Origin of the sequence: Roseobacter sp. HKCC-CH-9208 (assembly GCF_037805125.1) — a bacterium.
Taxonomy (GTDB): Bacteria; Pseudomonadota; Alphaproteobacteria; order Rhodobacterales; family Rhodobacteraceae; genus M30B80.
The window spans coordinates 558,534-574,143 of the sequence record NZ_JBBLYK010000001.1; the positions used below are offsets into that span (position 1 = coordinate 558,534).

At 56.9% G+C, this 15,610-nt stretch carries 12 protein-coding genes; 2 read left to right on the top strand and 10 right to left on the bottom strand.

The features are described 5' to 3' along the window. The first annotated feature begins 275 nt into the window (after positions 1-275). Both AAC621_RS02795 and AAC621_RS02800 read left to right on the top strand, forming a co-directional pair. Complete coding sequence (locus AAC621_RS02795; RefSeq protein ID WP_340252017.1) at positions 276-857, top strand: hypothetical protein; 582 nt, start codon at positions 276-278, stop codon at positions 855-857. A gap of 145 nt (positions 858-1,002) precedes the next feature. Then, a complete protein-coding gene (locus tag AAC621_RS02800) occupies positions 1,003-2,745 on the top strand; it encodes a hypothetical protein (RefSeq protein WP_340252019.1) in 1,743 nt (580 codons plus the stop codon). On the opposite strand, the gene mgtE is transcribed toward AAC621_RS02800, so the two are convergent. The 10 genes from mgtE to AAC621_RS02850 all read right to left on the bottom strand — a co-directional run bounded on the left by mgtE (position 2,742) and on the right by AAC621_RS02850 (position 15,464). Further along, on the bottom strand, positions 2,742-4,130 hold the full coding sequence (gene mgtE, locus AAC621_RS02805; RefSeq protein ID WP_340243090.1) for a magnesium transporter: 1,389 nt from the start codon (positions 4,128-4,130) through the stop codon (positions 2,742-2,744). The genes AAC621_RS02800 and mgtE overlap by 4 nt on opposite strands. A gap of 108 nt (positions 4,131-4,238) precedes the next feature. Next, a complete protein-coding gene (gene glmM, locus AAC621_RS02810; RefSeq protein ID WP_340252021.1) occupies positions 4,239-5,582 on the bottom strand; it encodes a phosphoglucosamine mutase in 1,344 nt (447 codons plus the stop codon). Positions 5,583-5,586: 4 nt separating this feature from the next. Beyond that, positions 5,587-6,606 (bottom strand): dihydropteroate synthase, encoded by a 1,020-nt coding sequence (folP, locus tag AAC621_RS02815; RefSeq protein WP_340252023.1) that lies wholly within the window; start codon positions 6,604-6,606, stop codon positions 5,587-5,589. A 50-nt stretch (positions 6,607-6,656) separates the two neighbouring features. Then, positions 6,657-7,583, bottom strand: coding sequence for a dihydroneopterin aldolase (locus AAC621_RS02820; RefSeq protein ID WP_340252025.1), 927 nt, complete (start codon positions 7,581-7,583; stop codon positions 6,657-6,659). 115 nt (positions 7,584-7,698) lie between these two features. Continuing rightward, on the bottom strand, positions 7,699-8,403 hold the full coding sequence (locus tag AAC621_RS02825; protein ID WP_340252028.1) for a cell wall hydrolase: 705 nt from the start codon (positions 8,401-8,403) through the stop codon (positions 7,699-7,701). A 179-nt stretch (positions 8,404-8,582) separates the two neighbouring features. Next, the gene (locus AAC621_RS02830; RefSeq protein ID WP_340252030.1) at positions 8,583-11,114 is read right to left on the bottom strand and encodes a putative PEP-binding protein; all 2,532 of its coding nucleotides are present in this window, start codon (positions 11,112-11,114) and stop codon (positions 8,583-8,585) included. Positions 11,115-11,197: 83 nt separating this feature from the next. Then, positions 11,198-13,276, bottom strand: coding sequence for a glycine--tRNA ligase subunit beta (gene glyS / locus AAC621_RS02835; protein WP_340252032.1), 2,079 nt, complete (start codon positions 13,274-13,276; stop codon positions 11,198-11,200). A gap of 24 nt (positions 13,277-13,300) precedes the next feature. Next, positions 13,301-13,993 (bottom strand): FkbM family methyltransferase, encoded by a 693-nt coding sequence (locus AAC621_RS02840; protein WP_340252034.1) that lies wholly within the window; start codon positions 13,991-13,993, stop codon positions 13,301-13,303. After that, positions 13,990-14,529 carry a DUF6446 family protein gene (locus AAC621_RS02845; RefSeq protein WP_340252036.1) on the bottom strand — a complete coding sequence of 180 codons (540 nt, stop codon included), beginning with the start codon at positions 14,527-14,529 and terminating at the stop codon, positions 13,990-13,992. The genes AAC621_RS02840 and AAC621_RS02845 overlap by 4 nt, the downstream gene beginning before the upstream one ends. Continuing rightward, positions 14,526-15,464: a glycine--tRNA ligase subunit alpha gene (locus tag AAC621_RS02850; protein ID WP_340252038.1), complete on the bottom strand. Its 939-nt coding sequence runs from the start codon at positions 15,462-15,464 to the stop codon at positions 14,526-14,528. Before AAC621_RS02850 ends, AAC621_RS02845 begins: the two co-directional genes overlap by 4 nt. Between the last annotated feature and the right edge of the window lie 146 nt (positions 15,465-15,610).

Genomic DNA, 15,610 nt, shown 5'->3' on the forward strand with positions numbered 1-15,610 from the left:
ATCCGTTGATGCGAGACGTCCCCACAGCCACCTTCAATCGTGCGCTGAAATCCCCTATGAAAAAGGGGTTTATACAGTTGAATCCTGACAGTCGCGCCAAACACTATCGCAAGACAGAGCATTGGCCCCGTCTTTTGCAGCGTGACGATTGACATCAGTCAAATATAAGTATTTGCAATATTTAGGCATGAGTAATAGGTCTTGATTCACAACAAGACTTTAAGGTTGGTTATTGTAGTTCGGAGCGGGCTCTTACCTCCGAAGGAGTTAACCGCGTGGTTAAATGGTTTAGATGTCTTGCGGGACCTGCGTTCCTGCGCACTGTTTCACATTTGAAAACCGCGTTTTTCGTGTCCGCAGGCCTGTTGGCTGCTGCGGCGATTAATCATGGCTTGGTGGGCCAAACCAATGCGACCCTCCATCATGCCACGGAGTCCGTTTTGATCTTCTTTGGCTTTGCAACCATTGCCAAAGTGCTGACCGCTTGGCTTTATTCACACTCTGGGCTTCTCTACGGCCTGCCAGGTATCGCGCTGACTGTATATATCTACGACACCGAAAATGATGCCCATCTTTTCTTACTGGGCATGATCGGGCTCACGCTGCCCGTTCTCGCATTCAAACTGCTGGCTTTCTTGGGGCACTACACCACAGTTGCACAGCGCCAGTCATGGCGGGTGTTACCACCCGTCACTATCGCAAGTAGTGCAATTTTGATGATCTGTGCATGGGTGATGGCGCCCAATGCAGAATTTGGGCTTTCAGAGCTGTTTGAATTGGCGGCTGTCGTACTGTTTGATGCATGCCTGCTGATTGGTGTGCTGTTGATCGCCGTGGCCCTGACGCGCGACTACTAGTAATGGCGCTGATCTCGTTCAAATTTTTATAAATATCGCGCTTATCTGGTTTATGCCCCCTGCAACTATCGTATAGAGTTGGGCGCAAGGAGGAGAAAAATTCGCCCCCCCCTTTGGCCCACTTAACGAGAAGCGCATCGGTATTTTGAGCACGGAGTTCACGCTACACCTGTCGCCCAAGGCCATTAGCCTTGCATCACGCCGCTCTGATGATGCGTGGGAGGTTGTCGTTCGCACCGCGCCAGATGCGGAGGATCTCAGCGCCGCTTTTGCGCAGATGAAATCTCTGATTGAGGCGAAAGACAACGCCCAAGTTTTGGTGATTGTACCGCGTGAGCAAGTTCTGTTTACAAGCTGCGAAGCCCCTGATGAGGCCACCCCCACCGCTGCGCGGCGCGCAGTAGAGGCAAAATTGGATGGCCTCACCCCCTATGAATTGTCAGAATTGCAATATGATTGGCTGCGCACGGATTCCGTGATCCAAATCGCCGCCATTGCTGCGGAAACCATCCAAGCCGCGCAAGAGTTTATAAAATCCTACGGGATCACGGCTGTGGCGTTGACCGTGGAAACACTGCCAGATGATTATGATGGAACGCCCATCTTTCGTTTGGCAAAGCGCCTCAAGCCGACACCTTATGTGCAAAACCTTGCAACCATCCCCCCCCCCAAGCGCAAAATTCGACTAGAGGATATCGCGCTCTTCGTGCCGCGTTTTCGCAAAGGAATGGCCCTTGGTCTTGGAGGGGGGATTGCCGTGATTGTTACGGCATTTCTCCTAATGCCTTCTGCCCCAGAGCAAGATGTGACGCCTGAAGCCCCCGCAATTGTCGCGGCAACGCCCACAGTTGCCGAACCTGCCCCAAGCGCGCCTGTGGCAAGCGGCCTGCCTGCGCCCGATGTGGCACTTATGGCGACACCGCCTACCCTTACTGCGCCAAGGCCACGGCGTGACGGCACCATCCTTGCCGCGATTGACCCGATCTTGACCCAACAAGATGCGCTGGCCCTACGCCCACCCTTGGGCGGCATCGGCGATGATGCCCCGCCGCCAATCCTCTCGCCGATCCCCTTTGGCACAGGCAGCGTTTTGAACAGCGCAGGTCTTGTTGATCCAACCCCTGAGGGGGCGTTGAGCCCCGATGGCGTATTGGTCTTTGATGCGGCGCCCCCGGTTGCGGCAATCCCGCGCCCTGATGCCATCCTAGAGGCGGCCCGTGCGGCACGGCTTGAGCAAATCGAAACATTGGCAGGCACGCTGCCACGCCTCAGACCTGAGAACTTCGCAGAAATCCTTGAGCGCCAGCAATTAAACGGCTTTACGCGCAGCGAATTGAGCAGCATCACGCCGCAACTGCGCCCCGCCTCGCTTCAAGAAATTGCCGAAGCAGCCCGCGCCGCCGAGGCAGCAGCCCTCGCCGTCAGTGAAGGACGCAGCGCCAATCAGGCCTTGATCAGCGACTTGGCTGTCTCACGTTCGCTTTTGCCACAGGCCCGCCCCTCGGGCTTTGAGGCGGTGGTGGCCGCTGCAACACCCGCAAGCGCCGCTGCACCAAATGGTGTTGCCGCAGAGGCCGCCGCACAATCAGGCGCAGATGAGGAAATTGAGGCGGAAATCGCCGCCGTCAGCACCGACACCCCATCCGGCGAACGGGTGACCCGCGCCGCGACCAATCGCAATGCCATAAATTTGCGCGACACGAATTTGATTGGTGTCACTGGCCCTTCGAGCAGCCGCCGCGCCTTGGTGCGCCTGCCTTCGGGTCGGTTTGTTACGGTCGAAGTTGGAGATCGTCTTGACGGGGGGCGTGTCGCCGCGATTGGCGATGACAGCCTTCAATACATCAAGGACGGCGAAAACATCACGCTAGAAGTGCCAAACGGCTAAATCAGGACAAGTGCTGCGAGGCCAAGAAAGGCGAAGAAGCCCACAACATCGGTGACCGTGGTCACGAATGTGCCTGAGGCGAGCGCAGGATCTGCGCCAAAGCGTTCCAACGCAACGGGGATCAATATCCCCGCCAATCCCGCCACAACAAGATTAACCACCATAGCGCCTGCAATCACGCCGCCCAAGAGAACGGAATCGAACCAAACATAACCCACAACGCCCATCACAAGGGCAAAGGCCAAACCGTTCAAAGCCCCCACGCCCGCCTCACGCATCACAACGCGCCACAGGTTGGCGGAGGTGAGGTCGCGCGTTGCAAGCCCACGCACAGCCAAGGCAAGGCTTTGCGTTCCCGCATTGCCCCCCATAGAGGCCACAATCGGCATCAACACGGCCAAGGCCACCAATTGCGCAATCACCGCTTCGAATTGAGCAATCACCACCGAGGCCAAAATCGCTGTGCCCAAATTGACAAACAACCAAGGAAAGCGTTGACGCACAGTTTCAAAGGTCGTGTCGCTGAGGCTTTCATCCACGCCCAAACCTGCAAGGCGGCGCAAATCCTCTTCATTGACTTCATCAAGAACGCTCATCGCGTCATCAATGGTGATCACGCCCACCAATCGCCCATCATCATCGACAACGGGCGCAGAGATCAGGTGATACTGGTTAAAGGCGTAGGCGACATCATCTTCATCCTGCTTGGCAGGGATAGTGCGAAAGCTGTCTTCCAGAATGTCCTTCAATGATGTTGCCCGCGCGCTCGACAACAGCCGCCCAAGCGAGACATAACCCACAGGTTTCATTGCAGGGGTCACGAGAATGATGTGATAGAATTGTTCGGGCAATTCCGCTTTTTCGGAACGCAGATAGTCAATCATCTGCCCGACATTCCAATGTTCAGGCGCGCGCACCACCTCGCGCTGCATAAGACGCCCAGCAGACCCTTCTGGAAAACTCAGCGCTTGTTCAACCGCGACCCGATCGGCATCGTCAAGCGCGCCAAGAATGGCCCCTTGCTGATCTTCTTCTAGGTCTTCGACCAGATCAACAACATCATCCGAGTCCAACTCGCGCACAGCATCGGCCAGAACATCGCTTGGCAAAAGCGGCAGAATGTCTTCGCGGATTGACCAATCAAGTTCAGAGAGAACCTCACCATCAATCCCACGCGACCAAAGCGCCAGAAGGGCTGCACGCTCGCCGCTGGAGATTTGTTCGAGAATATCAGCGATATCAGCAGGGTGTAGCGGCTCCATCAACGCATCGATGGCATCTACATCCTCTGCGCTGACCGCACGCCGCAATTGCGCGCGCAGACTATCGTCCAACGCATAAGCGTCACGATCATCATCTAGATGGAGGTCTTGTTCGTCCAACATGATCCACCTCGCGCAACAAGATCAGGCCTTGCGCGGGGTATGACATTGCAAAGCCGATCTGAAAAGGTGGTTTTGCGAAAAATCCCAAAAGGGACAGTCAGCACGGGGTTACAGCTCGGCGCGAATGGCCGCCGCAATATCCCCAACCACAGCCGCCATGAGCCCCTCATCCTCGGCTTCGGCCATAACGCGAATGAGGGGTTCTGTGCCTGACTTGCGGATCAAAATACGCCCCGCCTGCCCCAATCGGGCCTCTGCCTCGGCGATGGCGGCCTTGACTGATGCTGCCTCTAACGGGGCTTTGTCAGGTGAAAAGCGCAGATTCTCTAACATCTGCGGAACAGGATCAAAGCTGCGGGCAAGCGCGCTTGCAGGTTTGTTCTGGCGCACCATTTCAGCCAAGAATTGCAAACCTGCCATCAACCCATCACCCGTGGTGGCATGGTCGCTCATGACGATATGGCCCGATTGCTCACCGCCAAGATTGTAACCACCTGCGCGCATCGCCTCGACAACATAGCGATCCCCAACGGCCGTGCGGTGTAGGCCAATCCCGCGCCCGCTCAGGAACCGCTCCAATCCCAAATTCGACATCACAGTGCTCACCAAGGCGCCACCTTTGAGACGGTTCTCATCCGCCCATCGCGCCGCCAACAGCGCCATGATCTGATCCCCATCCGCGACTTGGCCCGCCTCATCAATGATCACAATGCGATCAGCATCGCCATCAAGGCACAAGGCCACATCGGCCCCTGTTTCCTTGATCTTGGCAATCGCGGCTTGCGGCTTTGTTGAGCCGACATTTTCGTTGATATTGAACCCATCTGGGCTCACGCCAATCGCCACGACTTCGGCACCCAATTCCCACAGCACTTCGGGGGCGGCGCGATATGCGGCACCATTGGCGCAATCGATGACAACCTTCAAACCTTCAAGGCTCAGACCTTGGGGGAATGTGCCTTTGACGCGTTCGACATAGCGGAAACGACCATCATCAATGCGCCGTGCGCGCCCGATATTGCCCGCTTGTGCAGGTTGAATATCCCCAAACACAAGGGCTTCGATCTCGGCCTCTGCCTCGTCTGACAGTTTAAATCCGTCAGGGCCAAAAAACTTAATCCCATTATCTGAGGCGGGGTTGTGGCTTGCGGATATCATCACACCAACATCGGCCCGCATGGAGGGGGTCAAAAGGCCCACAGCAGGGGTTGGCACAGGCCCCAGCAACAGCACATCCATGCCCGTGGAGGTGAAGCCCGCCGTCAGCGCATTTTCCAACATATAGCCCGACAGGCGCGTGTCTTTCCCGATCACAACACGATGGCCACGCTCCATATCGCGGCGGAAATAGCGCCCCGCCGCCGCCCCCAATTTCAGCGCCATATCGGCGGTCATGGGATAGCTGTTTGCCTGACCCCGCACCCCATCCGTGCCAAATAATTTTCGTGCCATTTTATTACCCCTCCCCAAGGGTCAAACCGCTTGCTGCCATATAGGCAGAAATCATCGCTTGATGCACGGCTATATCATGGACACGCAGCATCTGAACCCCCTGCGATATGGCCCATAGGCCGATTGCCGCCGATGCAGCATCACGCTGATCTGCCTGTTTGATCCCCGTCACATGGCCCACAAACCCTTTGCGCGATACCCCCAAAAGCAACCCACAGCCAAGCCCATGGAACAGGCTGATGTCACGCAACAACGCGCGGGTTTGCGCAAAGGTCTTGCCAAAGCCCGCCCCAATATCAAGCAAGATTTGGTCATGCGTCAGCCCCACAGAAAGCGCCTGATCGCGCATCGCAGCAAGCCCATCGTAGATATCGAGAACGACATCTTGATAGGCATCGGGGGCCAAATCTTGCATGGTTTCAGGCGTGCCAAGCGAATGCATCAAGATCAAGGGCGCGCGGCTCTCGCGCAGAACCTCAATCATAGTTGCATCAAAGCGCAACCCTGAAACATCGTTGATCACCTGCGCGCCCGCAGCAAGGCCCGCACGCGCCACATCGGCCTTGCGCGTGTCAAGCGAGATCACCCCAGAGCCGCGCAAGGCCTCTAGCGCAGGCATCAGGCGCGCGATTTCTTGTTGTTGCGGCACTTCTTTGGCGCCTGGCCGGGTGCTTTCTGCGCCCAAATCCAAAATATCTGCGCCTTCCGCCACAAGACGATGGGCTTGCTCCAGCGCGGCTTGGATGTCCTCATGCCGCCCACCATCGGAAAAGCTGTCTGGGGTGAGGTTTAAAATTCCCATAAGGCTTGGGCGCCCCATAGGCACAGTGGCAAAATCACCACGCGCTGCCGTCAACGGCGCGCGCCATGCCGCGGGCAAGTCTGCGGCGGGTAAAATCTCGCGCGCGCCCGTGCGGTTTAACCGCTCAACATGCGTGAAATGGCACCAGCCCCTTGCAAGGGGCACGGCATCAGGCCCGATCGCGGGGCCCGTAACGGGTATGGGGCGATAATAATCAGTCATAGGACTAGCCCTACCCTGTGGCTCAGCGTCCATCAAGTTTACTGGCCAAATTAAAGATCAGGCATCACGTCAAACGGCCATGCCTGCACAGGGATAGATGATTTCAACGGCGGGTGGCCGCCCAAATAAACAATACGCTGCGCCTCAAATTGCTCGGCCAACCACAGCGCCAATTGCTCCCCCGTCACTTTTGCCCCTTTGGGTGGTTCGGCACTGTCCAAAACCAGTTTTGAAGGGGCCCAAACCGAAATTTGCCCCTGCCGCATGGCCCAGTCCAATTCTGTGCGACTGTCCACCACCACACAGCGATCATCGCAAGAGGCCAAGACCCAAGCGTTCTTTTCCATATCCAACAGATCAATCCGCCGCTGCGGCAGGCCATGGCGGGCTTGAGGCTGCGCCAAGCCCGTGCTGCCCACGCACAAAATGACAGGGGCACCTGCCTGCTCAAGGTGATCTAGGAGCTGCGCCAAATCAGGGCGCGCTATTGCATCATTGGCCAAATACACGATCAAAGGATGCGGGCCATCATCCGCAAGAAGACTAAGGCGCTGATTGGCCTCTGCTTCGCGCATAATCTCGACCCCCAAACCATAGGGCCCGCGATCCAATTTCTCAATTCGCACGAAACAGCGCGCAGCCAACGGGTGGCTCAAGACCCGCTCTGCAATTCGCACCGATAGCGTTTCCAGCAAATTGACACGGCCCTGCGCAAGCTCGGCATCAATCGCCTCGACAATGCGGTCATAGGACAAAATGCGGTCCACATCATCCTCGGCGCTTTCCGCCTGAGAGCGCACCTCTACGACCACATTAAAACGGATACGCTGCAAAATCCCGCGCTCGGCCTGAAAGGCACCGATTTCAACATCCCGCTCATGATTGGACATCGAAATACGATCAAGCGGGGCATCTGTGGCGGTCGCCTTGGCCCGCTCGGACGGGTGGGCAAAAGCAAGTCGAATATCATCCGTCATCGGCGTAGGCTTTCGTGATCGTCTTTTTGCAGGTTGCATAGCCCAAAAGACTCCAAAAGACAGGCGTCAAAACCGCCGCAACCCGCGCTATCAGCGACCCGCTGCTGCGCCGCGCTTAATATTGCTGACGATAGAACAGATGCTGCCCAATCGTGGCAGTGCGCGGATAAACCCGCGCCCAGTCAGGATGGACATAATCCGCATGATAATGCGTGGCCCCTGAGGTGAGGGTGCGCGGCGCGCCATCCATCATCAAACGGGCGATGCGCGACAGGCGGTCCCATATGGCACGATCCGTCACATTCTCGGGGATGCCATCACAGGCATAGGTGAATTGGCAGGCCAAATGCCGATGCGCGTTTTGGTAGACGACATCGCAAATGTTATCTGGATAATTGTCGTTATCCACGCGGTTCAAAATCACTTCGGCCACGGCATATTGACCGCGGATCGGCTCGCCGCGCGCCTCGAAATAAAGCGCCTCGGTGAGGCATCGATGCTGCGCGTTACTGCGTGGACGGGGCAAAGACATCAATTGGGCTTCGTTATAAATCTGACGCGGCGCCCCATTTCGACCAAAGGGGGAGCGCACAGGCGCACCCAAACGGGCGACTTGTGAGGGGCTGATGCCCCGCAACGCAGCGCGCTCATCAAACATTAAAGACGATAGGCGCAATTCCATCGAACCGGCTTGCGGCTGCGAAGATGACATCACAACGGGATAATCCCCATCATAGATTGAGGACGTTTCTGCCAAGGCGGCATTTGACATAAATAACAAGGAGGCCGCAATCGCAGCACATGCCTGTTTGAAACCCATTGCCTCTGCTCCTTGGGGTTGATCCCCAATGTCGCAATCCGTTGTTCAGATTGCGACAGAGTCATTAGCACGGTTTTCTAAAACCGACAACTTGACCCGCGTTTTTGTGTTTGACGCGCAGCGCACCGCATCATTTAGACGTAGGCCTTGGCAAATCAGATGGCAGACTCAACGCAATATCAACGCTTTGCAGAGAGAGTCTCTTCCTCCAAAACCCATTGTGCCGCCGATAGCTTGGCCAAAGGAACACGGAATGGTGAACAGGACACATAGTCGAAACCAGCGATCCGCGAAAAGCGGATCGAATCTGGATCACCGCCATGCTCCCCACAGATGGAGAGGGTCACTTCGGGGCGGACAGCGCGCCCACGTTCTGCGCCAATGAGCAGCAATTCACCCACCCCTTCCGTGTCCAAGCGGGTGAACGGGTCTTCCACAAACACACCTTGCTGAACATAGGCCGACATAAAGCGCCCCGCATCATCGCGCGACAAACCATAGGTCATTTGGGTTAAGTCATTGGTGCCAAATGACAAAAAGGAGGAAGATTCCGCAATCTCGCCCGCCCGCAACGCTGCGCGCGGCGTCTCAACCATCACCCCAAGGCGATAGGTGAAACTTTTGCCATTTTGCGCGGCAACGGCCGCGGCCACCGCATCCACCCTTGATTTTACCAACTCAACCTCACGCTTGGCCGAAACAAGCGGGATCATGATTTCGGGAACAACGGGGTTTTTCCCCTCGCTTGCGGCAATGGTTGCCTCAAAAATCGCACGGGCCTGCATGTCATAAATCTCAGGAACGGTGATCCCAAGACGCACGCCGCGCATCCCCAGCATTGGGTTATATTCTTGCAGCGATTCAATGCGCGCGGCCACGCGGCTTACAGGCAAATCTAACGCTTCGGCCAAGGCACGAATGCCATCGCGATCTGAGGGCAAGAATTCGTGCAAAGGCGGATCAAAAAGTCGGATACACACAGGCTTGCCTTGCATCCGTTTAAACAGCTCGGTGAAATCACCCCGTTGCATTGGCAATAATCGATCCAAGGCTGCCGCGCGGTCGCTTTCGGTTTCGGCAAAGATCATTTCGCGCATCAAAGTCAGGCGATTTGGATCAAAGAACATATGCTCTGTGCGGCACAATCCGATCCCGTCAACACCGAATTGCTGCGCGGTTTCGACATCCTCGACTGTGTCCGCGTTGACGCGAATGCCGATATCACGAATTTCATCAGCCCAGTGGATCAGCGTGGCAAAGGCCCCGCCAACAGCAGGCTCGATCATCTTGGCAGCCCCCACCAAAATATCACCAGAGGAGCCGTCAACAGTAATCACATCCCCCTCGTGGAACACGCGCCGCCCTGCGGTGGTGAGCGTTTTCTTACGCATATCCAGTTGCAGGCTGCTTGCCCCCGTCACACAGGGCAAACCAAGCCCGCGGGCAATCACGGCGGCATGGCTGGTCATACCACCCCGCTCGGTCAAAACGGCCTGCGCGGCGTGCATCCCACGCACATCTTCTGAACTGGTTTCGCGCTTGACCAAAATTGTGGCCTCGCCTTGCGCGGCCAAGGCCTGGGCCGCGGTAGACGAAAAGACAATCTTGCCAGTCGCAGCCCCAGGTGCGGCGGCAATACCGCGCCCCAAAACATCACGGGCGGCCTCTGCATCCACCTGACGGTGCAACAATTGCCCCAAAGAAAAGGGCGGTATCCGCGACAAAGCCTCGCCGCGCGAAATAACGCCATCATTGGCCAAATTGACCACTGTTGCGACAGCCGCGCGTGCAGACCGGGGCGCACGCACTGCGTCAAGAATGTTCAGCTGACCATTCATCAAGGTGAATTCAATCTGCATTTCTTCGCGCAATTTCTCGCGCATCAAAGCGCCCGCAGCGATCAGGTCATGATAAGCCTCTGCCGCTGCATCTTGAAGGGAATGGCCACGCGCATCACTGCGGATGTAGAGCGCATCATCATCACGCAATGCCACTCGACCCTGCGCCTGCGGCACGAAACGACCGATCACATCGGCGTCTCCCGTGTCAGGGTCAATCATCTGAACGATGCCAGAGCCCGAAACACCCTCACCGACACCCAGTGCCATGCGCTGCACCACAAGACCAAGCCCCGCATCAGCAGGTGCGCCTTGCGCCTGCCGCAACAGCCGCGCGGTTGTCCCCTCCCACGCCCGCGCCATAGAGCGCAGAACCTCGCGCAACTGCACTGCAGGGTCTTGGGGAAAGGCCTCCTCCGCTTCATCCTCGAAATGGTCTTTGGCAATCCGTGGGGTCAGCGGCCCCTCAAATTCATCGGCATCCAGACGCAAGACATCCACCGCATAGGCGCGGATGAAATTGACATAAAGCTGATCTGCCGCGCTGCGCCCATGAACCTTGGCCAAATGTTCGGCCAATTCGTCATTCATCCCGATATTCAGCACCGTGCCAGGCCCGCCCCAATCCGCAGCTTGGCTGCTGGAGCGCACAGAAACCAAGGCATGAGGGCCAAACTCGGCCCAAAGCGGGGCCAGATCAGGAACCACCCCTTGCGCGATTTGGCGCACAGCGTCAAAGGACAAGGCCGCTGTCAAAGGCACGGGCAAGCCCAAGCGCACCAAACGCTGCAAGCATTTGGCGCGATTGCCATGGGTGGCTGTGTGCATATCCGCCGTGGCGGTGATCAGCATATAGTCGGGGCGATTTTTCATTTGCAATTCTTACTCTTAGCCGAAACTGGCCAAGACACTAAGATACAATCATAACGCTATCTGTAAAGCGCCGCGATGCAGCATTACCCCTCGATGCGCGACAAATCGGCGACCTTGCCACAAGTTTCCACGATTTCATGCAGCAAGTTCAGACGATTGCGCCGCACAATTTCGCTATCCGCATTGACCTGCACCTTTTCGAAAAAGGCATCAATCGGCCCGCGCAGCGCGGCCAAAGCGGCCATGGCGGCCGCAAAATCCTCTGAGGCTAGGGCGGGGTTGGCCGCCTCCCGCGCGGCGGCAAGGGCCGCGAAAAGCGCGCGTTCTTCATCGGTTTCTGCAAATTTCATATCTGCGCCAAACCGATATTCCACCCCATCCTTGGCCTCTGCTTGCGTCAGGATGTTGTTGGCACGGCGATAACCTTGGATCAGATTTTCACCATCATCGGTCGACAGCACCGCCTGCACGGCGCGCGCCCGCGCCACGACCAAGGCCAAATCATCATTGCCGGCCATCGACAGGCAGGCATCAATCACATCATGGCGAATGCCCTCATCGCGCAAATGCACCTTAAGGCGGTCATGAAAGAACGAAAGGAGGTCTGCGGCTACAGCCTCAGGTGCATCAGACCCAAAAGCCGCACCACGCGAAACGAAGGGGGCGGATAAGTTCAAGCGCACCCCATTGTCCAAAATCAACCTGATCACCCCCAAGGCCGCACGGCGCAGCGCGTAGGGGTCTTTGCTGCCTGTTGGTTTCTCATCAATCGCCCAGAAGCCCGTCAGCGTGTCGATCTTATCGGCCAAAGCCACGGCGACCGAGAGAGGCGCGTTTGGCACATCATCTGACGGGCCAAGGGGTTGGTAATGTTCCTGCGCAACCTTCGCAATTTCAGGCGCATAGCCTGCCTCAGCGGCGTAATAGCGGCCCATCAAGCCCTGCAATTCAGGGAATTCATAGACCATCTCAGAGGACAAATCCGCCTTGGCGATCTTTGCCGCTTGGCGCGCCTGATCTGCGTCCGCCCCCACAATTGGGGCCAGTTCCGCCGCCAAATCCGCGATCCGTTCGATCCGCGCGGCCTGCGAGCCAAGTTTCGCCTGAAAGGTCACATTCTCAAGGCTTTGCGTCCATTGGGTGATATCCGTTTTTGCCACACGCAAATCATTTTCCCAAAAGAATTTCGCATCTGACAGACGCGCAGAAAGCACCTTTTGATTGCCCGCCAAAATGGTCGCGCCCTCATCAGCGGTAATGCGGTTGGCCACAGTCACAAAGCGCTCAATCCGCCCTGTCTTGGGGTTCTTCACAGAAAAGAATTTCTGATGCTCTTTCATCGAGGTCTGCAAAACCTCTGGTGGCAGGTTCAAGAAATCCGCGCCGATCTCGCCCATCAAAACAACGGGCCATTCCACAAGGCCCGCCACCTCCGCCAAAAGGCCGCGATCTTCGACCAATTCCAACCCCGCGGCGAAGGCCATTTGACTGGCCTCGTGCCAAATGGCGTCTGCGCGTTCATCAGCGCGCAAGATCACATGGGCACGTTTCAGCTTGGCTTCATAATCCTCAAAACTGCTGACAGAAAAGGCATCAGGGGCCATGAAGCGATGGCCGCGCGTTTTGTCACCCGCCACGATATCATCAACCTCGAAGGGCACAACGCCTGCGCCCGCCTCATCGGTCAAGCGGCATAGGATCGAATGCAAAGGCCGCACCCAACGCAAAGAGCCTGCCCCCCATCGCATGGATTTCGGCCATGGGAAATTGCGAATGACCGATGGCACCAATTCCGCAATAATATCCGCAGCATCACGCCCCTGATGGGTGATACGGGCGACATAAATCTCGCCCTTCTTATCTTCGCGTGTCTCAAGCGCATCGCGTGACACGCCTGCGCCGCGCAAGAACCCTTCGATCGCGGCCTCTGGCGCATCCACGCGCGGGCCTTTGCGCTCTTGTGTTGTGGTTGGGGAATTGGCGCTCAGCCCGTCCACCACCAAACACAGGCGGCGGGGGGTCGCAAAACTTGCCGCGGATGCATAGGTCAGCCCCGCCTCAACCAGACCATTGGTCACAAGCGATTTCAAATCCTCGGCCGCTTTGGCTTGCATGCGGGCAGGGATTTCTTCGGAAAACAGTTCCAGCAGAAGATCGGGCATAGATTTCGTCCTATTGCGGTCGCGTTAGATCCAATCAAGGTTGACGCGGGTGATCGGATAGGCCTCGCTCAGGCGTTCGCTCATAGCGCGAAAACGGGGCCGAAGCTCTTTGAATTTATTTTCATGGGTTTCAGCCACAGTCAGGCGGATTGCGTCAAACAGGCCCGCCGCCTCCATCGCCTCGAGAAGGTCAAGCTCAGCACCTTCGACATCCATTTTGACAAAGGCAATTTCGCCATGCTCTGCGATGAGATCACGCAAAAAGGCGGGGAAATCCAACAGGCGCACAACTATCGCGTGCTCCAGATCCTGATCAATCATCCGCCAGCCTTCCAAGACAGTGGATTTGACGGATGCACCTTTTGGGTTTTCGTCAAAATTGACAGCCCGCATCAATTGGATCGTGCCTTCGCGCGTGCCAAGTGCCGCTTCGTGAATGGTCACGTTCGGCGCATCGGCAAAGCGTTTTTTTAACGTATCAATGCAATAGGGATCAGGATCAAATGCGTGAACATGGGCGCCTGACGCGGCAAGCTGTGCGGTCACATCCCCCACATTCGCCCCACAATCGCACACCACATCACGCGGGGTCAGCATCGACACAACCCCCATCAACAGCCCATCCACCTGCGCCTTGCGCGCATTGCGGCGCGCGCGGCGGCGGAACCGATCAAACTCGGCTTGCAACTGTTCAAGTTCGGTGAGGGTTTCGGTCATTGCATCCCCTCAGGGACAGGGGGGCACCCTTCTGGCACAGGATCCCCATTAAAGGCTGCTTCGCCGCACGGGTTGATCTGCCGCCAAGCATGGCCCTGCCCCGCGTCATCCAAGGCAACCACGATATCGACCCCATAGACAAAATCGCGCGCACTCAAATAGGCGGTTGCGCGCCCCGCCTCTAGGGCGGCACCAATCGCCTCGGCGTCAAAACATTGGAACCAAGATGGCGCGATCAAGGGCGTTGCCCCCTCATAAGGTTCCGCAGCCGAAATCAGCGCCTCTTGGCCTGCCTCGAGATCAAAACAAGCGCGGAACCGAATGGGCGAGCTGTTGCTGTCAATGCCATCGAAGTTGGAAATGGCCAAACGCGTGGGCGCGCCATCAACGCTGAGCGTGATCTGCCCGCGCGGATCATCGGGCATGACAGGGGCATAATAGGCGCGGGTTTGCGCATACCACATTCCCGCCCCTGCCGCCAAAGCCGAGAGGGCAATCGCCACCACCACAAAACGACCCACGCGTTTATTGCTCATGCGTGCTGCCCCGCCTCAAATCCGCCCGCCTCAGTTTGCACGAAAGCGTCAGCGCACAGTTTCGCCAATGCGCGCACCCGCCCAATGTAACCTTGCCGCTCCGTCACCGAAATGACCCCACGGGCATCCAACAGGTTGAACATGTGGCTTGCCTTGATGCATTGATCATAGGCGGGATGCGCCATGATGATCCGCTTGCCTGTTTTGGGATCAATATTTTCTGCGGCAAGGATGCGCTGACATTCGGCTTCTGCCTCTTCGAACTGGCGCAAAAGAATGTCTGTATTGGCCGTGTCAAAGTTAAAACGGGAATATTCTTCCTCGGTCTGACGGAACACATCCCCATATTTCAACGCAATCGGTGCATCTGGATCATTAAACGGCATCTCCATCACATGATCCACGCCCAGCACATACATCGCCAGACGCTCAAGACCATAGGTCAACTCGCCCGACACAGGGTGGCAATCATGCCCGCCCACCTGTTGGAAATAGGTGAATTGGCTGACCTCCATGCCATCACACCAAACTTCCCAACCAAGGCCCCAAGCGCCCAAAGTCGGACTTTCCCAGTCGTCCTCCACAAAGCGAATGTCATGCATCGCCATATCAATCCCGATGGCCTCAAGGCTACCAAGATAGAGATCTTGCAAATTGGGCGGGCTTGGTTTGATCAGCACCTGATACTGGTAATAATGCTGCAAGCGGTTAGGGTTCTCCCCATACCTGCCATCGGTGGGGCGGCGCGAAGGCTGCACATAAGCTGCCGCCCAAGGCCGCGAGCCTAAGCTGCGCAAGGTTGTGGCAGGGTGAAAGGTTCCCGCCCCGACCTCCATGTCATAGGGCTGCATCACGGCACAGCCTTTCTGCGCCCAGTAGGTTTGAAGACGCAGGATGATCTCTTGGAAACTGTGGGGCTTTTCCATGCGCGACATTGATCGTTCCTTGGGCTTAACGAAAGTTGTCGACCACATAGGACGCAGGATGCCGAGGGTCAATCACAGCTTATGACCTGCGCGATGGGAAATTTACGAAATTATTGGTGAAAACGGGGTGCATCCCGTCCGTTTCGCGGATAACC